We start from the raw sequence: 18,677 nt of genomic DNA on the forward strand, positions 1-18,677 counted from the left end.
CAAATTACAGAATTCAGTAGCCTTTGATACGTGATTTGTATCAACTAAATCAGGATGTTAAGACTAAATAGCTTCGCATATTACCGCTCCACTTTAGCCAGACCATGCTGATTACCGGGGAACGGCGAGGCGGCATTCATAAATAGCTTTACCTGTGCCAGTAACTGCCACATATACCGGCACTGATGGTTACGCGTTATGGTCTCGTGTAACGACAACCACAGCAACTCGATTGGATTCAGCCACGGCGAATACGTGGGCAGGAACAGCAACCGGAACTTCGTATTTTTTTCCAGCCACCTTTCCACCTTGCGGCTTTTATGAATGATGTAGTTATCAACGACCAGCGTAATGGTTTTCGCTCGCCGATATGTCCGCCGTAATGTCTCTAACAGATTGATAAATAAATCAGAACACTTTTTACTGTCGCCGACGTAATGAACTCGTCCCGTATCCGAATGCAGTGCCCCTGCCAGATAATACTTTTGGTTATGTCCCGGCGTAGTAATACGTTTCTGTTGCCCTTTGAGCATCCAGTCCGCGCCGATTTTCGGGTTCAGGTCGATATCCACTTCATCCTGATAAAATACCGGATGGGCCGGCTGCTTCCGGACGACCGCCTGTTCGATGGCGAGTCGCTTTTCCTCATAATGCGGGTCTTTGATTTTCAGTGTTGGCGCGGCTCTGCGCCAGACAATACCCGCTCGTCTCAGGTAGCGGTGCAACGTGGCAGGATGAAGCTCTGCATTAAAAAGCCGATTAACGATAAGAGCCAACAGCTCAGTGCTCCAGCGGGAGCGCAGCCAGCCAAAATCCTGAGGAGAACGCTGAACCAGAAGCGGTAGAGTATGCAGGATATCTGCGACAGGCCAGCGTGGTGCTCGTCCGGATTTGAGGCTCTTTAGACCTTCAACACCCTGTAAAGTAAACCAATTTATCCATCTTCCAACGGATGAGCGAGCCGCACAGAGCAGTCTGGCAACATCGGTGACGGTCATTCCCTTATGTAACATCAATATGGCGATGAGTCGTCTGGAATAGTTTTTATCATGTGTTTGTTGGGCTTCTTTACGCATTAGTCGTCGTTCTTCATCAGGGATTGCTGCTATGATCGGCATCGCTCAGTCCGGTTGGTGATTTGTGATGTTTGGCGATTGATCAGATCGCTCAACTCGGACTGAGTTCCCTTCAAGTGATCTACTATTTGGCGAAGCTATTTAGAGTAGTAATAATATTCTCTTACTTACCAGTTATAGTGCTCAACTTTGTGGCAATGCCGGTGTACTGTAATTTCTCTAAAAGGGAATTAAAGTGCTGCGCAAGATACTTCATACGCAGTTGTTAAAAACATTCTCTTATGACACTGAGCCGACAGTTAAACCTCTTTGGACACATTTTCATTTAGGTGCGACATCTTCCACGTTACCTCTAGGTATGCTTCGTTTTCAGGGAAAACATTAGTAACGATGACCCATGCCTCGGAACGCTCATACCAGATTTATGGAATCCGCAACCATTGGTGGTCATTATGGTGGTCTTGACAGAAAGGGAATTCAGGTTTAGCCTATTTATTAGTCAGTTACTGGCAAAGGCGATCCCAGTCAGAGGAGCCAATTTAAAGAAAGCAGACGTTCACTGACGTCTGCTTTTTTGCTTTTAATCAATTGGTTATCCCCTTCTTCAGGTTCACCCTCGTCCACCAAAAAACACTCGAAGCCATACCCTTTTGCTGGTAAAAATACTGGTAAAGCTGGTTCGATTTCGTTTTTACCAGCAATCGGAGGGAACCGTCATGTCACTTACTGATACTAAAGTAAAAAATGCCAAGTCATCAGAAAAGGCGGTGAAGCTTACTGACGGGTTCGGCCTCTATTTGCTGGTGCATCCCAATGGTTCAAAATACTGGCAGTTAGGCTACCGCTTTGAAGGGAAACAGAAGGTGTTTTCCATCGGCGTCTACCCTGCTGTTTCTCTGGCTGATGCAAGACAACGCCGGGATGAAGCAAAAAAACTGTTAGCGGCGGGAATCGACCCCTGCGCCAAAAAACAGGCTGACAACAAAATCGTTCAGGAACGACGTAACAACACCCGCGCTTTCAAAACAGTTGCCAAAAGCTGGTTTGCCACCAAAACCACATGGTCGGAAGATTATCAGCGTTCTGTATGGACACGACTGGAAACCTACCTGTTCCCTGATATTGGCTACAAAGACATTGCTGAACTGGATACGGGCGATCTGCTGGTTCCCATCAAAAAGATAGAGAAGCTGGGTTATCTGGAAATTGCCATGCGAGTGAAACAGTACGCCACCGCCATCATGCGTTATGCCGTCCAGCAAAAGATGATCCGTTTCAATCCTGCCTATGATTTGGACGGTGCGGTTCAGAAGCCACAGACGGAACACCGTCCCGCTATCGAACTGGAAGAGATACCTACCCTGTTGGAACGCGTTGAAGGCTATAAAGGCCGTAGCAGGTTGACTCAATTGGCGATAAAACTCAATCTGCTGATTTTTGTTCGCTCAAGTGAACTCCGTTTTGCCAGATGGTCAGAGATCGATTTCAAAAGCGCCTTGTGGGTTATCCCTGAACAGCGTGAAGTCATTGAAGGGATAAAACATTCAGGCCGTGGTGCAAAAATGCGCAGAAAACACTATGTTCCTCTATGCGATCAAGCACTGGCAATTTTGGAAGAGCTTAAAGACCTCACCTATGACGTTAACGGTGATGACGGTTTTATCCTGACTGGCTGTTATGATGCGATGAAACCGATGAGTGAAAGTACCATCAACAAAGCACTGCGAAAAATGGGCTATGACACCAAAACCGACCTGTGTGGTCATGGTTTCCGAACGCTGGCGTGTAGCGCCTTAATTGAATCGGGTATCTGGCCTGAAGATGTGGTTGAACTTCAGATGAGCCACATGGAAAAGAACAACGTTCGAGCTGCCTATACCCACAAGGCTAAATATCTTGAGCAACGCCGTCTCATGTTGCAATGGTGGGCTGATTTTCTTGATGCTAACAACAACGGGATGGTAGTTTGCGCAGAAAGGATAACGTAGCTAAAGCCAAGGATGGCTTGTTTAAGCCAATATATCTAAACAGGCCATACCTTTTTACTGATTTGTTTAAACTTACTCACTGACAAAGCACCACGTACATTACGTGATTTTGAACCGGGAGCCAGTAACGCAGCTTCCACCATAGACCGATCAGCTTCCCACATCTCGGTGACAACGAAAAACTCATCCATCAAAACCAAAATAACTGAATCCCACTGGTGTTCTAATCGGATAGAACCAATCCTTTGCCCTGTTTTAAATTTATCAGGAAGGCAACGACCTTTAATTTGGATTTTTCGAGAGTCAGAACCAATAGCATCGTAGCCGGGACTTCTTGCACCCATTAGTTTTAAATTTAATAATTTAGCAGCATAAAACTCAGCGACCTCTCCTGTTATACCAAGAGGTTTTCCTGTTAACTTTTTATACTTTGCAGCTAAGTCTATTACTTCGATTAATAACGCTTCTATTTCTTGGTTCACTAATTTTTCCTATGATATGAATAAGGAAGAATTTCGGGAGTAATAACTCATCATCCTTTCGGCTCAATCCTCAAAGGTTGGAGGCTTGCCAGCCTTAGATTTTCTCGTATTGCGTTTAGCAATTGACTAGCAACGGTCCTAACCTTACATTGCAGCGAATCAGGTACGTACTTCACAAAAGACCATCTGAACACCAGTTTCGCCCCTGAAAGGTACAGTAATACCAGACAGGGGCTAACCTCAACGTTATACGGAGTAACGCTATGGCTGTCTGTCAGTTTACCTATTCCCTTCCTGAAAATCTGCATCTGGCTACTGCTTTTTTTGCCACAACTCAACATCCAGCAACGGAGGCTTATCATGTTCGATAACACACCGCTGGAACTGGAAGAAATCGTCGATCAGTGTCGGGCATTAATTTATGCCGTTGTTGAACTGGATGAACCCAAGGCAAAAGAGATTTTGTCTTTTATTTTGTGGGAAAGGCTAAATACATTGTATCTGACCTACCAAAAAGAAGCTGCAAATTAACATTATCCATCCATATGGTTTTCAGTAACGACAAAAGGGCTGTTAATCCCTTTTATCTGCCCCTGTGAGGCTCTACCCATTGAGTAAAAGAAATAGTTCTATGTATGGGGCAATCAGACATTTTGTTAACGTGAATGTCTTTGAGAGACATATATAAAACAATTAGAATTAATTTATTTATAAATAAATTTCGCCATAACCGATTCTGTTGTTACATTTTCAGAATTATACCATCGTATAGTCCCCTGATAATACCCAACGGCCATAATAAACAACATCCTCATTAAATCAGCATCATCCGCATCAGATGTTGAGATCAAAACAGGAAGGCTTACTTTTGAGTTATAAGAATTATTATAATATTTTAATGGCTGCTGACTAATCACGTTGCCTCCAATAAGAAAGCCTCCGATAACCCCCGTGCTCTTGAAATGATATTGCTCTATCAATTGAGCAATGGATTCTCCTGCATATTCATTATCCAACGCTGCCCCTGCAATCCATGTATAAGAAATCAGGAACCATTCCATATCAGATTGCGTTATGACTGTTTTCTTTGTCGCTGCTCCGGCTGAAATCGATGCACTGATACTTGATGAAACACTGGCACTCGTTGACGCCGAAACAGACGCTGATTTACTGGCAGATAACGAAGCGGATTGTGAAGCACTTAGGCTTTCACTGGTGCTTGCTGATTTTGAAGCCGATAGACTGGCACTGCTCAAAGCACTCAAACTTGCTGATATTGAAGCAGATTTAGACGTAGAGATCAATGCTGATTGGCTGGCACTGATACTACTACTCGTTGAAGCACTAATTGACTGGCTTACGCTTACAGAATTTGATGCTGATGTTGAAGCCGATAGTGATGCACTGGTTGAAGTGCTTAAACTTGCTGACACTGAAGCCGATTTGGAAGCTGATACCGAACTTGATATAGACGACGATACCGACTTACTGGCACTCACCGATGCCGCTGTTGATGCTAATTTACTGGTAGAAAGTGAGGCTGACGTACTGGCAGATTTGGATGCAGAGGTTGATATTGCCGTACTTGCCGCGACTTCTGCCTCTGAACCTTCCCGCAGTTCCCCAAGGTTCAACGGAAAAGCCAATGTGTTTTTTAAGATCTGCATGGAAATAGGATAGGTTTCCTGAACGCTTCCATCTGGCTTGGCACTCATTAGGTAAGCATCTGCCGTATCGGATATGGTCCGAACCTGTTGAACCGTTTCCCTGACTGCCGCATCATGTTTTTCATTGCGGTAAAAGCTCAATGCGGTGTAGGCAATTCCTGAAGCTATTCCAAGTGCCAAAACAATTTCTAATATTGAATAGCCCTTTTTGTTTCTTATCATAATGTTTATCCTTATTTAATCGATAACTGATGGTTTTCTCTGGTCTGCATGGTTTTTCGATAAATCTCATAACTGACATTAACGAGGCTTTCTTTTTGAGCAGAACCACCAAAGGAATGAAAAATATCCCCACCAGACTGATAAAGGGCGTAGGTTTTAGGATAAACAAAATGATTGACTACAATGGTGTTATCTTTTCCCAATTTACATAATGCTGCTGTTTTATCCGTCACGACCATGTTTCTGTTCCATGTGTTTCCAGAAGCAGGCGGCGTTAATGGCACATATTGATTATTGACCAGCACTTCAAAATATTTTCCTGCTAATTGCGTCGCCAATGCCGCACAGGACTTATCTGGCACATGGCTTAGTGTTAACTTTAAAACATTAGCACCAGTGTATGTTGGGTTGTATTCCAATGAATAAATACTACCTACCGGAGCCTTAAAAACACTATCGGCTGATAGTGCTTGTGATGTAAATCCACTGGCTAAAAATAAACATAACCACCTTTTTTTACTGAATGACATAATCCCTCCTGAATTTTTACGTATACTCAGGAGATAATCAATTTATTTTATATTGACAAGTGTCTGCGGTGTTATTTTTATTAACCATATCAAATAACAATAAAAATCAGGATTTACATCTAATAAACATTCAGTTAACAGCTTTGAGTTACACAGAAATACCATATATTTAAAACATTCCGTTATTCAAAAATGCAATGTTATTATATACAAATAGCCCCACATAGAGATGATTCAGGAAATCATTTGGTTGATTTTTAATATGTCATTTTTTAAATCATCGCTAATGTCTGCAGGATTTATCTGATTTATAATTTCCTTTATTTTAATAAAACTATTTTTATGATACATTAATTTTTCCCTTTTTATTATTGATAATGCTGCAATTAGTTCGCCATCATAATATTCTCCAGCCAACGGGTCCTCATTCAGAACATCTAGCACTCTTGGTATCAACTGTTCAATAAAAAGCTCCTGCCGGATAGCACGACAAAGATCTTCTACTGTTAGTTTTTCAATTGGTACATCAAGAACACGATCAAACCACAACTCAAGAGAAGATTGTTGATGTGGCTCTTTAGTCATATTGATGTCTCCTACTAATTTTCGCAAAGTCGTCATATTCCATATCCTTTCAAAGCTGACTCTATTTTAGTAATCGCATCAGTTGCACGGCTATATGCAGCTTGAGCATCAGAGTTATTTACGTTCTTTAATGTATCTGCATTATTCCTTAGTCCTCTGAGCGTGTTCTTCATTTCCTGCATGTGATCCCAATATCCACCATTATTTTTAGGCACTGGATTACCATCCATATCCTTGAGGGTACCTATTATATCATGATCTTTCAGAGCATTGTTTATCGTGTTATCTATCTTTTTAATTGCACTTTTTTGTTTCTGATTCAGCTCTCCACCCTGCTTTTTAGCAGTATTTTCCATACTATTCAAATAAACATAAACCGGTGGATATTGATTTATGGGAAAAACCAGAATGTAATCCCGAAAATCCTTCTCCTCAGGCATCGGTGTCGCAAGAATACTGACATCATCCATCTCTGGAATTTCAAATCCCGGTATTGCTGACGGAATAACAGGCTGTTCACCATGTGCCGTATCTGTAGGTAATTCCATGCCCGGATTATCCGGCGTCCATAAAATGGTCGGCCCCGTAACGGTATCATCCTCCCAAAACTCATAGCGATTATTGGGGAAATCATAGTTAAGTAATCTGACACGCACCTGATCACGTCCGCTTTCCATGCTGGTGTGGTAGCCAACCGCCTTCAGCCTGCCAGTTTCTTCATCTTCCACCCACTGATAACGAACACGACTTGGCACCGTTCCCTGTTTCTTCGCGACTTCCAATAACTTTTCAGGTGTCAGCAGATCTTCTTTTTCGCCTTTCAGGCGATCCTGAATCAGCGCCCCCATCAACAAAAAACTCGGTGTCATCCACAACTGGCCTTGCCAGACTGATGGACCAGATAACCGTTTCATTTCACGAGTCAGTGCTTTTGCCGCATTCTGATTAGCCTGAGCCACAGCACCACCTGCAGCAGCCGTCGCCCCCGCTTGTGCTGCCGTGCCTGCCATGACCAGTGATTGGGGTGGTGGCAACATGGCAGCATCCGCTTTACCCACTAACAGATCAAATATTGTCTGGTACCACGGCTCAATCGGGGGTATTTGGGGTTTGTTAATCAGACCGGGCGAGGGTTTGGGTAACGGTTCACTTTTCCCGACAAATGACTGAGGAGAAACAGCAGAAGACCCACCTTTCTTTTTCGCCGCCTGCGCATACTGTTTCACTTCACCGGGTTCATCAGTCGGAACAATGGATTCACCAGCCGGCATAGAGAAATAGACACTCATTTCCCCAATATTGCTCTGTGGTTCGTCTTCCTTCCCCGCGTCGGTACAACCCGCGCCACGTAAACAGGATTTGGCAAAAACGGGTTCTACTGCCAGCATCGGCGTTAGTGCCAATATCGGAGAACGATTTAATACCGCCTGTTTCGCGCATTCCTGAACCGGAGAACGATGTGGTGTATCACCATGCCGGAGATAATCACCCCGCCACAGTTGATGCCATCGCCAATACGCGCAGCAGGTTTGCCGTTAATAATGACGGTCGATGAACCTTCGGCGATTTTTCGGGGATGAACACCATGGGGTGCATTGGGACAGGGGCAACCGTGAAGCAGAACCGTATCGCCTTTACGAGCGGCGGGCTGACCATTGATAATCACATCAGAACTGCCTTCGATTATCGGTGTTTCAGGGAAGCAGTCATGACCACTTCCGATATCATTAAGACGGGCAGCACCCGGCATGTCATTCTCCTTTGACAGTAAAACATTCCTTTTGATGACGGAATGTTGGGCACTTTTTATGGGAGATTCAATACCGAAATGGCTATCAGGCTTCGATACAGACGTAATCCATGATAATTTTATTTAGGTTCAGATATCATCCTTTGCCAATAGGCTGTATGGTTTTATCATCTGGTCAGTTTAAGAGGCTATTCACCACTCAAATTTTCAGTAATGACACAGGAATATAAAAAATTTGAATCGGCCTGAAATATTCTGGACTGAACATAACCAGCCGGACAAGATTTTCTTGGATTAAACCCCTTACATAAATACACATTAATATTCCCACTCAAATGGTCATCCGATGAAAAGCCACACAGTGCTCCTTGCTTTGAATCACTCCCTGTCCATTTTCCTGACTGACAAATTAGTAGAGCGCCTTTATCGTCTTTACTAATTAATCCATCAGGTGAACAACTCGCGCCAGCCACAGAAGTCGATTTAACCTGTAAATATTGCCCTGAAACAATACCTGATGAAGCGATATTTCCTGATGCCACAATATCGCCTTTGGCTAAACTATCACTAGAAGGCGATAGTGTTAAATCGCCTCTTATTCTTTGGCTTCCTCAGACATCTAATTTCATTGATGAAGTTGATGATGTTGTTCCGGTAATTGAGATGAAATTATTCTTTCCTGACTCATCTTCGATTCTTAATGGTATCGAGTTATCAGAAGAACAACTGGAAAATGTGCCACAGCCTAACCATAATCTTCTTTCGTTTTCTTTACCAACAATGAGTGCGCCACGAGATCTGATACCTTGTTCACTTTCCAGCCATTGATTAACTTTCACGATATTGTTAAACGTCGAATAACCATCAACAGTTAATTGATTTTGAACCTTAAGATTATTACTGAACGTTCCATTTTTGCTCTGCACAATTTCAGTCGCGTTGAGATGCGTTTCCTCCACAATACCGGATGAGGATAATCGCTGGCTTTTGATTGTTCCAGATGCAGTAATGTCTTTTACATTGTCGATACTCTGGCCGCCCATATTCAGATCCCCTGTCATCGGTAATGTTCCATCACGGCGTAGGTAAACCGAATACATAGCACTGTCGTATCCAACACGGTAGGCCAGCAATCCCGCAGCATTGATGCCACTATAGTTATTTTGGTTCTCAGTCCATTGACCACCCGTGCCTGATGCCACCGTTGCAGATTGCGTCATACCACTATCAATACCAGAAACTTGCATGGCACGACCTAACAAGTCATAACGAACACGATTTCCTTCAGACCACGGCAACGTGGTAATAACAAGTCCATTAATAACGTAGTTAGGTGTGGTTCCTGCGCGTTTCAACAGTATCTTATAAGAGGATTTTTGCATGTTGACGCCAGTATAACCCGCAGGTAACAGCCCTTCATTTACCAACGTCTGGTGCGTAATTTCACAGCCATTAGCCGAACAGGTTCTTGGTCCCGGATCGCTGCTCTGGCTGCTGCTTGAAGTTAATGTTGAAAGCTTGTCATAACGGATACTGATATAACGATTAACTGCTTCCCCCATCTGTTTCATCTGTGAACCTACGGTATTCGCCATGATGTTTTCCTGATCGCTTTTCATGTCCTGAAACTTTATGAATGCCATGGCTGTGCCGATACCTAACACCAATGTGATTTCCAATAGGGAAAACCCTTTTTGATTTGTTATTTTCATTTTCATCGTCCTTTTTAATTTACATACATTTTAATTATCAAAAATTAAAAAGTGGTCAAGATATCCATAAGGGATTAATTGATAAAAGGACGAACGCCATTTTATTTATAATGATGTGAAGGTAATAACGTTGCTGTCTCCACCTGACTGATATATTGAAGTTACTGTCACCATACTCATATCATTACTGGCCTTTCTAATTGATATTTATATTTTTACCGATGAAAATTCAACTTATGGTGAATATTAATAAAACAAAACCACCATTTTCATGGGAATTTAAAAACTAAAAAAAACCATTAAATCAGGGAATATATAATTAGCCAATATTTTTTAATTCACTTTATTTAATGATTTTTCATGTGAAGAATTTGCCGAAATAGAAAAATAACGTTTAAAACCGACCGGACGCGCTACTCTTTTATCTTCATTAATAAAAGGGACTCTCAATTTTGGAGAAGCATGGACTATCACCTTCCATCGAACGTCATCCATAAAATCAAATACAACTGAATCAGAGGATGCTATCCTTATATTTTTGAACATTCCTGTGGAATACATTGCTCCAATAGATGCATAATCTACAACAGTATTATTACGGCCTAAGCCAATTAAAAATATGTTCAGTGATTCCTCAAAAACAACATCGTCTGTTAAAAATATCAGATAAAGCACATCATCCACCTTAACCGCCGCTTCCAACACTTTACCTGACACTTTTACACCTGTAGCTTTGCCATTCAGTAGCACTTCACATTCTGATTCCTTAAACTGCATAGCCTCATGGATAATCTGTAGTGAGATAGCGTTAGTCACTTCCATTTTTACCTCCATATATTACCCATTTGCCACGCGGCAAGTGCACCACCAACAAAACAGCCCAACACAACGCACACAGGAGCACCGGGGCCACACATCAAACCGGCAACAGCACCACCAGCCCAACCACCTGCGATCCCTGCGCCACTAATGGATAACTGTCTTCCCGTTTCATTAAGTTTGTCATCGGCATTCATCACTTCATAAACCGCCACAGCAACGGAAAACACAACAAGTCCTTTCCCTGCCTGCGAAAACCTGAGCATATTTAAATCCACTTTTGGATTTGAACGCCCAGCAGACTCCACTATGGCACCAAACACATTGTTCCTTTGTATATCAGATAACGTATTAAAATTGGCGTTGCCACCATAGAGTTGAGTAGTTTTTCTGGCAACGAGATCATTGAAGGTTTTCCCTGTCAGCTTCATTTTTTGCGCTAACACCCTCCCAACGGGGGTAGACTTCGCCCGGATCATTTCCATCGTCATGTTACGCGCATCCATCGCTTCTTTTGCCGCCTGTTCCCACGTAAGGATCCCTATGTTTGCACGCTCCCGAAGCTCATCGGACATAGCTTTAATCAGCCTTGAATATTCAAGTCGCAACCGGGGATCTATCGAGAGTTGCGCGGCAGCAGCAGACATATCTCCCTGAAAAGCAGAAATAACCTGCTCGAACTGCTCTTTTCCTCTTTTATCTAAAGGACTCAAAAGAGCCGTATCCATACATCCCCCTCAAAATATGATGACTTTTTTCCTGAATAGGAACCATACTTTGGCTCATACCAAACATCGACACACTATGCTATTCCGTCATAACCACACATATCAGAAATGTCCTAACTAATAAAAAAATTTTATATAAAGTAATAACCTCATTCGTAAGTATATAATATTGTTTGAATAGTCTAGTGCATGTTATCTATACATTTTTAACAATCAGGATGGTGGCCAATGCGTGAAGCACTTAAATTATTAAATAACAGTCGATGAAAACGGCAATGAAAGTTATGGACAGGTCAGGGCCGTACACCAAAAGCTATCACCGCTGCGCTTGAAAAATGGTAAGACTTTGGAAGATTTTGAGATCTGATAGATTTATTTTTACCAAAACCGTTGGCAGAACTCATAGCTGACGGTTATTTTATAAATCAAGTCCATGCATGTTTAAAACCCATTCATCTACAAAGCAAAATACTCAGCGTATTATGGAAATATGGCGTAAAGTTGTTGATGTGACACATCATTTCTTGGCAATAAAAGATCGTTCGGCGATAAAAAAGAACTGATCTTATTCTTTCCTACGGTCGAACTTACATTACGTGTGAATCAACAGGACAAGCAATTGGTTTCATATATTTACATGACGGGCATATGGAAGCGCTTTTTATATATCCGGATTATCATGGGCAAGGTGTAGGAAAAGCGTTGGTGAAGATAGCGCTTTCACAATATTCTCGATTAACTACTGATGTTAACGAACAGAATACACAGGCAGTGGGGTTCTATGAACGCATTGGCTTTGAACGTGTGGGACGTTCTGAAGTTGACAGTCAGGGACGCCCTTACCCACTTATTCATCTTCGATTTCGACAACATTAGCTATCGCACTCTCTGAGTGCTTGCTCAACAGTTCACCGACCTAAAAACAAGTTTTAGGCCGGTTCACCGTTTGGACGTGAAAAACATGATTAGGACTTGGATTTATTTATAACATTATCAATATAGACTTGTCCTTGTGCTTTATACCTTTCAGTATCACTCTCATGAAGATTAGGGATATCAAGCAGAATCCCAAAGACCAATTCCTTATCTACATAACCAATATCACATCCTAAGATTTTGGCAACCTCTGCACCGAAAATAATTTTCTGACGGGTATTCTCTTTTTTCGTTTGTTGTTTATTTTTAGCTTCCAAGAAGTATAGGCGTTCCTGTGCGGAAGCAATTTGTTGTTTGATTGTTTTTGTTGTCATTATTTCTCTCCTTTATATTTTTATGATTTTATTTATCATCGGAATCCCAAAATGAATCTGAATTGTTGTTTTTAACTATCGGATTTTTAGGTTTGTATGGAATATTTGCGTATTCGTATCCTGATACTATTCTTTTCTTTATGGACTTAATACGAAAACGGAAATAATCCTTTTCTTGTTTAACCCTTATCTCTTCTCTTTTTCGATAAATAATTTCTGCTGCCTTAGCATAGGCTTGTTCAACATCAGTATAAATACCGTCTTCAATTAATCGTCTGGCTACCCAATCAATGGCTTCATCATGATTTTTATGCATATACTCTCCTTGTAATATTCAGTGCAATTCAATTAACACATTTTGAATAATTATCAACAGGATAGAGAATTATATTTTTATCTGATAACTCACAAACTCAACAGCCCAATATTTATTCCCCACACCACAGTATTTATTGTCAGTAAAGTTAATACTGTCTCATCTAACTCACCAAGCCTCATGTTATTTCCCTTTTATTTCACGCCTGTTATTATCTAATTAATATTAATGAAAATAGCAAGTAAAAAGGATATTATTAAATATAGAAATAAAAGAGGAAAAAGTAAGTCTATCAGCCTACAGATACCTCTTATGAATATATGTAGCCACTGAGCGATGCAACTTCATTAACTGGTAGCCCTAAAAGTACCCACTGGAGCGAAGCCACTACTTTTGCCTGTTGTCGCCACTGGCTAAAACTAAGGCCAGTTTGCTGATTGAACAAGCGACTAAGGTTTCTGACACTAAGCCCCCATTTCTGGGCCAATTGGCTTTGATCAAGAATACACCCCGGATTTTTTAATAATTCACTGGCTACATTTCTAGCCCGACGATCTGTTGGTAATTTTAACTCAAGTGGCAACTCAGAACATTGTCTTATTTCATAACCTAGCAGGTTCGAAATGAGGTTCTCATACTCTTCAGAGTGCTTAATGTGACTATTATTACACCGTTCCAGCAAAGCAATAATAAAATGATCAGCACCATAAATACCTGCATGATAAGGAAAATGATTACTGGACACAGGGTCAAGATAAAGGTTATTGCCTATTACATTTCCGGGTACCCAAGCTCTGTGATTCAAATCTGGTGGAAACCATCCTACGGAACCGGGCGTAACAGTCCACTGCGCAAGGACAGTCTCAATAACGATGATCCCCTCTCTAAGCCAGTATAACTGCCCAGATGAATGTTTATGCCATGGCGTTGAGTGCTGTGCCCCATATTCAAATTGCTGAATTTTCATTAAATTGGCCGATTCACCGTAAAAAATGTCTTTATACGGATATTACCCTACATTGGTTTTTCCGTAGAGTGTTTCTTTTAAAACAGGAGAAACAAATGAAAAACGCAAGCAAGATAGTAATCGATGCATTAGAAAAGGTTGTCTGCAGTTCAGCGCATGATGAGAGCCAAATCGCCATGTATTTTTCCCCGAATTACCAACAGGTAGTTGATGGTCATCAACTTGGATACAAGGACTTCATTAGACACATGGATACTCTCAAATCGCTAACAACGATAATAAATATCACCGTCAATTCAGTCATTTCTGAAGGTAATACTGTTTTTACACACCACTTTGTAGATTTGGAAGAACGTCAGGGTGAAAAGAGCGGATTTGAGGTATTAGCACGTTTCACGTTATCGTCAGGAAAAATTATCCGCTGTGAAGAACTAACCCGTATGATTAATGGAGATATTGGCGATCAGGATTTACCAGAAAAATATAATCTTTAGTCAGTTTTTCAAAACCATGTACCAGATCTAGTCGCGGCTAATACAGTTTACTTTCAAAATCGCTCTTTAAAGGATGCTATTCTGGTGGCATCCTTACAGGGCGTTAAAAATTCTTCCTATCGTGCTACCTCAATGAGAGCCAACCGCAGATGATGTTTAATAAAGTCCGTCTTAAGGGCGCTATAGCGATGTGTATCGTTTTCACTTTCCCGCACTGCTGCCCATTTTATTTCGGCATATTGTTTGGCTGATTTCTTGTTTTTTATCAGATAATCACGGAAAGCCACATGCTTTACTATTTGCGTATCACCTACGACGAAAGCATGGACATGGTGAGTACGTTGATCCCCACCTTTAGTAAAATATCGGCGATTTGGAATACCATTTTCACCACGCGCAGTGTATCCAGCATATTCCATTGCATCGTTTAATTGGTCCAGTTCATTCAAATCAATGACCTCTAACAATATGTCGATTGCGGGTTTTGCCGCCAATCCCGGTACCGCTGTACTTCCAACATGGTGAATCTGTGAGATAACCTGCCCAAGTGTTATCTGTAAAAGCACGCTTTCAGCTTCAAATAAACCGGGCCACTATTCATCATAAGGAACAATCGTTAATTGTCGCATATTTATACATTCTCCTTTCCCTGCTATCTTACAGTTATCGCGTTATATAAATTACGTATACAGCCCGAATAATTTTTTAAATGCCAGCTTACCACTGGTGGTAATAGTTACTTCTCTGAACCCCGGTATTCTGGTTAACCACCCTTTTTGCTCACAATGCGCAAAAAAGGCAGCACCAGCCTCACCACCAAGATGAAATCGCCGTTCACTCCAGTCAAGGCAGCCACAGCACGTTTTACGTCGTGTCTTTGGCTTGGACATAATACCTAACTCCCGGAACTGTTCTTGTCCTGATGGCGTCACTGACACGCCATCTGACGTAACCCAACCTTCAGCAACCATAAAATCATAGATATGAACCGCGATCTCACCTGCTAAATGGTCATAACACGTCCGGGCAACCCGTAATGAGGGAGGTGTGCTGATTTTAGTTGATGATGTTGAGCACCATGATACGCCCATCAGATTTTCAATCAGCCCGGCAATATCTGTTCCAGCCAGACGGTAATAGCGATGACGCCCCTGCGAAAGGCAGGTAATCAGTCCCTCACTAACCAGCCGGGACAGATGTGCACTGGCTGTTGACGCTGCGATATCAGCGACCGCACCTAACTCTGTCGCTGTCCATGCACGTCCATCCATCAAGGCGCACAGCATTTTTATGCGGGACGGATCAGACATGGCAGCAGCTAAGGCCGCCATTGAATGTTCCAGTTCATCACCGCTATCTGTTGAATTAGCGTGTTTTAACATGTTACTCAGGCACGACAGCCCATTTCTCCGTTGCTTTACTGGCAACCCTATCATTATCGGTCACAAGGATCAGCTGGTTTGCATGGTCGCTATATTGGCACAGAATATTAATTCCCTTCTCAGCCAGTGTTGCCGCAATTTCGCCTAACTCGCCGGGGCGTTCTTGCTTAAGTTTTCGGATCAATGGCCTGCATACGCTTTCAACCTGAAATCCTGCGTTTTCCAGCACGGCCTTGGCAGCATCCCCCTTCTCAACAAGAAAATGCGCATGTGCTTTGTCTGCGACGGTAAATACGCCACCACCCTCAAGCCCAATATCGTTTTGACCTAATACCGTCCCCAGTGCCGCCAGTTCGCCCGGCGCATTATTTAAAACAACATGGATGTCATACATCGGCCTGACCTCTGGTTTCTGATGAATAGTCTCTGAGCACATGGGTAATACGGATGCGATAAAAAGAGAAGATAGATTGACGTCCCTCTGCCTGAGCCGCCTTATGCAGAACGTTTTGTTTCCATAACAATACGGCTTCTTCATCCCGCCACCAAGACAATGACAGTATCTTTCCCGATGTTGTCAGGTTCTGAAAACGCTCGATAGAAATGAAACCATCAATATCGGCTAATAGCGGTTTCAATTCAGCAGCAAGTTGGAGATAACGCTCTTGCTGTGCGTCAACAACATTTGCTTCAAAAAGCACTGCGATCACATTCCTACCCTCTATGTATTAGACACGGGTATGACTGTACCGTTTTCAGTGCTGAACACTTCGACAGAGAGCGAAATATGAATGTCATCATCAATAGCATCTGTGGTAGTGTCAGTGATAAAGGTCTTCCGGTGATACACAGCCACGCCTCATTTTCTCAAATAACTGTTGTAATCTCTTAGCCCTCAATTTCTGAGCCTTTTTCTCACCAATCTCCTGATAGTATTCTTCACGGCGCTCCGCTACTACCTTACGGAACTTCTTCAACAGTTGATTCAAGGTTTTTAAATCAGTTGTAGCCGCTTCAGCTTGGATTTCTCTATACATATACATAACATGGAATTCATCAATCATATTATATCCCTTATTTTTATCATTCATGTTATTTCCCTCTTTCGAGGGAATAGTCATTACATCTAAAGTTCAAACAACTGTCATTTTCATCTTCCAATAAACAGAATCTTGATTTTCATCTTGATTTATATTTTTAAACACGAGTTCAATGATATGCTCCAGATGCCAATGAAAAACCTCTTCCTTCAAATCATTTTTATTGATACCAGATATATTATTTTTGATAGAGCATTTCATTATTTCACGAGTTATCAACAAATCATAAGTAACTTCTGAAATCTTCCCCCAACTAAAAATATAGATTGCTGTTTCAGGATCTTTTTCATAAATGTTGTATATCTCATCGCAGAATCCTTGTAGTATATTAGCGACAAACTCATTTGTTGTTTTATCATGACTGTTTAATACAATCTCTTTCATTTCCTCATCCTTATTTTTCAGTAAATAATTAGTAAAACATTAGTTATTATAAACGATATTGATGATGACACAGCCATACTCCAGCCCTAAATCATCGACTAGTTCGTTATTAATAAATCGATTTAACTCATCAAGTAAGTTTCTATCACACATGATTTCTTCAACTGAATACCCAGTAATGGCAATAAATATTTCAAACCGCTCTTGAATGGTATTCATTACTTCTGGCGTTCCGTCGCACAACATGCTGACTACTACTGATATTTTATTAGTCATTTATATCTCCCTCTTATATTTTTGGTTAGCCCCTTACGGGGCAAGATTAGTTCTTACTTTCTAAAACCTTCTGAATACCCTACTAACATGGCAGCGACCAGTTCAAAGTTGTTCTGAATATGGTTAATCACATGGATAATAAATAGACTCATAAAAACCCGGGTCATCTAAATAATCATTGACGTCACCATCACCATCGACTTCCATGAACATATTCCAGCTTGCGGAATACGTTCTACAGGCAAGGTCATAGAACAGTTCGGTTGATTTATTAACACCTATTATTTCTTTAAACATATTTATACCCTCATAGTTAAATGCTTATTTAATTCATTGTGTTTTTCATTAGCCCCTTTCGGGGCCGAATACTCTGCTGTTAGCTCATGCTAAAAAGTAATGCCTTGATATGGGCACTTTTCATTTCCAATATAACTTTATCCATATCAACATAAATCAGTCTTTCTCTTTTACCAGCCTCTTCCATATGTCCATCAAAACGCTTAGCCAGATAATCTTTAACATGTGAAAGATACGATTCCGTTCTATTATTATCTAACATAATAGATGCGACTAACTCATGATCTCTTTGCTCTTTATATATCAGAATTCCTGTCACATAAAAATACTTTGCCATAGCATAAAAAGTTTTTGTGGATGAATTTTTGATATTTTTCATTTCTAGATTATTTATTTTATTTCCTCTTGTTGTTATTAATATTTTTATTCAAATACAGGGCGTGAATCAGAAATTATTTTCTCAATCCACTCATCAATCTCACTTTCTATAAAAGCAATAGACCTTAATCCCGTTTTAACCTGCGAAGGAAACCGTCCAGCCTTAATAAGCTCATAAACCCACGTCTTTCCGAACCCTGTTCTTCTAATCACCTCTGGTAAACGAATAAGGCGGTGTTTTTTATTTGCTACGATTTGAACCATATTTATCTCC

General features: G+C 41.3%; 23 protein-coding genes and 6 pseudogenes. 6 read left to right on the forward strand and 23 right to left on the reverse strand.

The window, feature by feature from the left end:
* Positions 1-80 precede the first annotated feature (80 nt).
* Positions 81-1,118: an IS630 family transposase gene (locus A8F97_RS10850; protein ID WP_014698559.1), complete on the reverse strand. Its 1,038-nt coding sequence runs from the start codon at positions 1,116-1,118 to the stop codon at positions 81-83.
* A 674-nt stretch (positions 1,119-1,792) separates the two neighbouring features.
* Here A8F97_RS10850 and A8F97_RS10855 point away from each other — a divergent pair.
* A complete protein-coding gene (locus tag A8F97_RS10855) occupies positions 1,793-3,064 on the forward strand; it encodes a tyrosine-type recombinase/integrase (RefSeq protein WP_033071175.1) in 1,272 nt (423 codons plus the stop codon).
* A gap of 35 nt (positions 3,065-3,099) precedes the next feature.
* Here A8F97_RS10855 and A8F97_RS10860 read toward each other — a convergent pair whose 3' ends face one another.
* Complete coding sequence (locus A8F97_RS10860) at positions 3,100-3,546, reverse strand: DUF6998 domain-containing protein (protein ID WP_025919273.1); 447 nt, start codon at positions 3,544-3,546, stop codon at positions 3,100-3,102.
* 360 nt (positions 3,547-3,906) lie between these two features.
* On the opposite strand from A8F97_RS10860, the gene A8F97_RS24445 reads away from it, so the two are divergent.
* Positions 3,907-4,077, forward strand: coding sequence for a hypothetical protein (locus tag A8F97_RS24445; protein ID WP_162939881.1), 171 nt, complete (start codon positions 3,907-3,909; stop codon positions 4,075-4,077).
* Positions 4,078-4,250: 173 nt separating this feature from the next.
* Here the strand turns inward: A8F97_RS24445 and A8F97_RS24360 are convergent, their stop codons facing one another.
* Positions 4,251-4,607, reverse strand: a complete 357-nt coding sequence (locus A8F97_RS24360; protein WP_025919272.1) for a hypothetical protein — start codon at positions 4,605-4,607, stop codon at positions 4,251-4,253.
* A 13-nt stretch (positions 4,608-4,620) separates the two neighbouring features.
* Between A8F97_RS24360 and A8F97_RS24500 the strand changes: the two genes are divergently transcribed.
* Complete coding sequence (locus A8F97_RS24500) at positions 4,621-5,226, forward strand: hypothetical protein (RefSeq protein WP_050512640.1); 606 nt, start codon at positions 4,621-4,623, stop codon at positions 5,224-5,226.
* Positions 5,227-5,446: 220 nt separating this feature from the next.
* On the opposite strand, the gene A8F97_RS24100 is transcribed toward A8F97_RS24500, so the two are convergent.
* The 7 genes and pseudogenes from A8F97_RS24100 to A8F97_RS10900 form a co-directional block, all read right to left on the reverse strand.
* The gene (locus A8F97_RS24100) at positions 5,447-5,965 is read right to left on the reverse strand and encodes a hypothetical protein (protein ID WP_127087865.1); all 519 of its coding nucleotides are present in this window, start codon (positions 5,963-5,965) and stop codon (positions 5,447-5,449) included.
* Positions 5,966-6,199: 234 nt separating this feature from the next.
* Positions 6,200-6,550 (reverse strand): contact-dependent growth inhibition system immunity protein, encoded by a 351-nt coding sequence (locus tag A8F97_RS10880; RefSeq protein ID WP_269150520.1) that lies wholly within the window; start codon positions 6,548-6,550, stop codon positions 6,200-6,202.
* 32 nt (positions 6,551-6,582) lie between these two features.
* Positions 6,583-6,876, reverse strand: a pseudogene (locus tag A8F97_RS23875) (VENN motif pre-toxin domain-containing protein); the annotation flags it as partial.
* 33 nt (positions 6,877-6,909) lie between these two features.
* Positions 6,910-8,300: pseudogene (locus A8F97_RS24505) on the reverse strand (S-type pyocin domain-containing protein); the annotation flags it as partial.
* A gap of 188 nt (positions 8,301-8,488) precedes the next feature.
* A pseudogene (gene pilV / locus A8F97_RS10890) lies at positions 8,489-10,012 on the reverse strand (shufflon system plasmid conjugative transfer pilus tip adhesin PilV).
* Positions 10,013-10,345: 333 nt separating this feature from the next.
* A complete protein-coding gene (locus tag A8F97_RS10895) occupies positions 10,346-10,834 on the reverse strand; it encodes a hypothetical protein (protein WP_033071171.1) in 489 nt (162 codons plus the stop codon).
* 2 nt (positions 10,835-10,836) lie between these two features.
* Positions 10,837-11,559: a hypothetical protein gene (locus tag A8F97_RS10900; protein ID WP_033071170.1), complete on the reverse strand. Its 723-nt coding sequence runs from the start codon at positions 11,557-11,559 to the stop codon at positions 10,837-10,839.
* Between the two features lie 262 nt (positions 11,560-11,821).
* Here A8F97_RS10900 and A8F97_RS25025 point away from each other — a divergent pair.
* Together A8F97_RS25025 and A8F97_RS24635 are read left to right on the forward strand one after the other, a co-directional pair.
* A pseudogene (locus tag A8F97_RS25025) lies at positions 11,822-11,926 on the forward strand (H-NS family nucleoid-associated regulatory protein); the annotation flags it as partial.
* Positions 11,927-12,186: 260 nt separating this feature from the next.
* Positions 12,187-12,435, forward strand: a complete 249-nt coding sequence (locus A8F97_RS24635) for a GNAT family N-acetyltransferase (protein WP_232830243.1) — start codon at positions 12,187-12,189, stop codon at positions 12,433-12,435.
* Between the two features lie 89 nt (positions 12,436-12,524).
* Here the strand turns inward: A8F97_RS24635 and A8F97_RS10905 are convergent, their stop codons facing one another.
* The 3 genes from A8F97_RS10905 to A8F97_RS10915 form a co-directional block, all read right to left on the reverse strand.
* Positions 12,525-12,809 carry a conjugal transfer protein TraD gene (locus A8F97_RS10905; protein ID WP_033071169.1) on the reverse strand — a complete coding sequence of 95 codons (285 nt, stop codon included), beginning with the start codon at positions 12,807-12,809 and terminating at the stop codon, positions 12,525-12,527.
* A gap of 28 nt (positions 12,810-12,837) precedes the next feature.
* Positions 12,838-13,125: a hypothetical protein gene (locus A8F97_RS10910; protein ID WP_015730042.1), complete on the reverse strand. Its 288-nt coding sequence runs from the start codon at positions 13,123-13,125 to the stop codon at positions 12,838-12,840.
* Between the two features lie 310 nt (positions 13,126-13,435).
* Positions 13,436-14,092, reverse strand: coding sequence for an AraC family transcriptional regulator (locus A8F97_RS10915; protein ID WP_033071168.1), 657 nt, complete (start codon positions 14,090-14,092; stop codon positions 13,436-13,438).
* A gap of 95 nt (positions 14,093-14,187) precedes the next feature.
* On the opposite strand from A8F97_RS10915, the gene A8F97_RS10920 reads away from it, so the two are divergent.
* A complete protein-coding gene (locus tag A8F97_RS10920) occupies positions 14,188-14,586 on the forward strand; it encodes a nuclear transport factor 2 family protein (protein WP_033071167.1) in 399 nt (132 codons plus the stop codon).
* Positions 14,587-14,702: 116 nt separating this feature from the next.
* On the opposite strand, the pseudogene A8F97_RS10925 reads toward A8F97_RS10920, so the two are convergent.
* The 10 genes and pseudogenes from A8F97_RS10925 to A8F97_RS10970 form a co-directional block, all read right to left on the reverse strand.
* Positions 14,703-15,215 (reverse strand): annotated as a pseudogene (locus A8F97_RS10925) (GrpB family protein).
* A gap of 51 nt (positions 15,216-15,266) precedes the next feature.
* Positions 15,267-15,968 carry an ArsR/SmtB family transcription factor gene (locus A8F97_RS10930; RefSeq protein ID WP_015730039.1) on the reverse strand — a complete coding sequence of 234 codons (702 nt, stop codon included), beginning with the start codon at positions 15,966-15,968 and terminating at the stop codon, positions 15,267-15,269.
* Position 15,969: 1 nt separating this feature from the next.
* Positions 15,970-16,362, reverse strand: coding sequence for an amino acid-binding protein (locus tag A8F97_RS10935; RefSeq protein WP_015730038.1), 393 nt, complete (start codon positions 16,360-16,362; stop codon positions 15,970-15,972).
* Positions 16,355-16,678: an antibiotic biosynthesis monooxygenase family protein gene (locus tag A8F97_RS10940; RefSeq protein WP_015730037.1), complete on the reverse strand. Its 324-nt coding sequence runs from the start codon at positions 16,676-16,678 to the stop codon at positions 16,355-16,357. The genes A8F97_RS10935 and A8F97_RS10940 overlap by 8 nt, the downstream gene beginning before the upstream one ends.
* Positions 16,679-16,789: 111 nt before the next feature.
* A complete protein-coding gene (locus A8F97_RS10945; RefSeq protein ID WP_183042273.1) occupies positions 16,790-17,032 on the reverse strand; it encodes an H-NS family histone-like protein in 243 nt (80 codons plus the stop codon).
* Positions 17,033-17,101: 69 nt separating this feature from the next.
* Positions 17,102-17,452 carry a hypothetical protein gene (locus A8F97_RS10950; protein WP_015730036.1) on the reverse strand — a complete coding sequence of 117 codons (351 nt, stop codon included), beginning with the start codon at positions 17,450-17,452 and terminating at the stop codon, positions 17,102-17,104.
* Positions 17,453-17,491: 39 nt separating this feature from the next.
* A complete protein-coding gene (locus A8F97_RS10955) occupies positions 17,492-17,728 on the reverse strand; it encodes a hypothetical protein (protein WP_015730035.1) in 237 nt (78 codons plus the stop codon).
* 53 nt (positions 17,729-17,781) lie between these two features.
* Positions 17,782-18,025, reverse strand: a pseudogene (locus A8F97_RS10960) (hypothetical protein).
* 79 nt (positions 18,026-18,104) lie between these two features.
* Positions 18,105-18,419, reverse strand: coding sequence for a hypothetical protein (locus tag A8F97_RS10965; RefSeq protein WP_033071165.1), 315 nt, complete (start codon positions 18,417-18,419; stop codon positions 18,105-18,107).
* A 29-nt stretch (positions 18,420-18,448) separates the two neighbouring features.
* Positions 18,449-18,667 (reverse strand): helix-turn-helix transcriptional regulator, encoded by a 219-nt coding sequence (locus A8F97_RS10970; protein WP_033071164.1) that lies wholly within the window; start codon positions 18,665-18,667, stop codon positions 18,449-18,451.
* Between the last annotated feature and the right edge of the window lie 10 nt (positions 18,668-18,677).

Origin of the sequence: Pectobacterium parmentieri (assembly GCF_001742145.1) — a bacterium.
GTDB classification, from domain to species: Bacteria; Pseudomonadota; Gammaproteobacteria; order Enterobacterales; family Enterobacteriaceae; genus Pectobacterium; species Pectobacterium parmentieri.

Bases quoted from the DNA above. Each gene is read 5' to 3' on its own strand.
- A8F97_RS10850 (WP_014698559.1), bottom strand. From the start codon at position 1,118: ATGCCGATCATAGCAGCAATCCCTGATGAAGAACGACGACTAATGCGT.
- A8F97_RS10855 (WP_033071175.1), top strand. From the start codon at position 1,793: ATGTCACTTACTGATACTAAAGTAAAAAATGCCAAGTCATCAGAAAAG.
- A8F97_RS24445 (WP_162939881.1), top strand. From the start codon at position 3,907: ATGTTCGATAACACACCGCTGGAACTGGAAGAAATCGTCGATCAGTGT.
- A8F97_RS24360 (WP_025919272.1), bottom strand. From the start codon at position 4,607: ATGGAATGGTTCCTGATTTCTTATACATGGATTGCAGGGGCAGCGTTG.
- A8F97_RS24500 (WP_050512640.1), top strand. From the start codon at position 4,621: ATGACTGTTTTCTTTGTCGCTGCTCCGGCTGAAATCGATGCACTGATA.
- A8F97_RS24100 (WP_127087865.1), bottom strand. From the start codon at position 5,965: ATGTCATTCAGTAAAAAAAGGTGGTTATGTTTATTTTTAGCCAGTGGA.
- A8F97_RS10880 (WP_269150520.1), bottom strand. From the start codon at position 6,550: ATGACTAAAGAGCCACATCAACAATCTTCTCTTGAGTTGTGGTTTGAT.
- A8F97_RS10895 (WP_033071171.1), bottom strand. From the start codon at position 10,834: ATGGAAGTGACTAACGCTATCTCACTACAGATTATCCATGAGGCTATG.
- A8F97_RS10900 (WP_033071170.1), bottom strand. From the start codon at position 11,559: ATGGATACGGCTCTTTTGAGTCCTTTAGATAAAAGAGGAAAAGAGCAG.
- A8F97_RS10905 (WP_033071169.1), bottom strand. From the start codon at position 12,809: ATGACAACAAAAACAATCAAACAACAAATTGCTTCCGCACAGGAACGC.
- A8F97_RS10910 (WP_015730042.1), bottom strand. From the start codon at position 13,125: ATGCATAAAAATCATGATGAAGCCATTGATTGGGTAGCCAGACGATTA.
- A8F97_RS10915 (WP_033071168.1), bottom strand. From the start codon at position 14,092: ATGAAAATTCAGCAATTTGAATATGGGGCACAGCACTCAACGCCATGG.
- A8F97_RS10920 (WP_033071167.1), top strand. From the start codon at position 14,188: ATGAAAAACGCAAGCAAGATAGTAATCGATGCATTAGAAAAGGTTGTC.
- A8F97_RS10930 (WP_015730039.1), bottom strand. From the start codon at position 15,968: ATGTTAAAACACGCTAATTCAACAGATAGCGGTGATGAACTGGAACAT.
- A8F97_RS10935 (WP_015730038.1), bottom strand. From the start codon at position 16,362: ATGTATGACATCCATGTTGTTTTAAATAATGCGCCGGGCGAACTGGCG.
- A8F97_RS10945 (WP_183042273.1), bottom strand. From the start codon at position 17,032: ATGATTGATGAATTCCATGTTATGTATATGTATAGAGAAATCCAAGCT.
- A8F97_RS10950 (WP_015730036.1), bottom strand. From the start codon at position 17,452: ATGAAAGAGATTGTATTAAACAGTCATGATAAAACAACAAATGAGTTT.
- A8F97_RS10955 (WP_015730035.1), bottom strand. From the start codon at position 17,728: ATGACTAATAAAATATCAGTAGTAGTCAGCATGTTGTGCGACGGAACG.
- A8F97_RS10970 (WP_033071164.1), bottom strand. From the start codon at position 18,667: ATGGTTCAAATCGTAGCAAATAAAAAACACCGCCTTATTCGTTTACCA.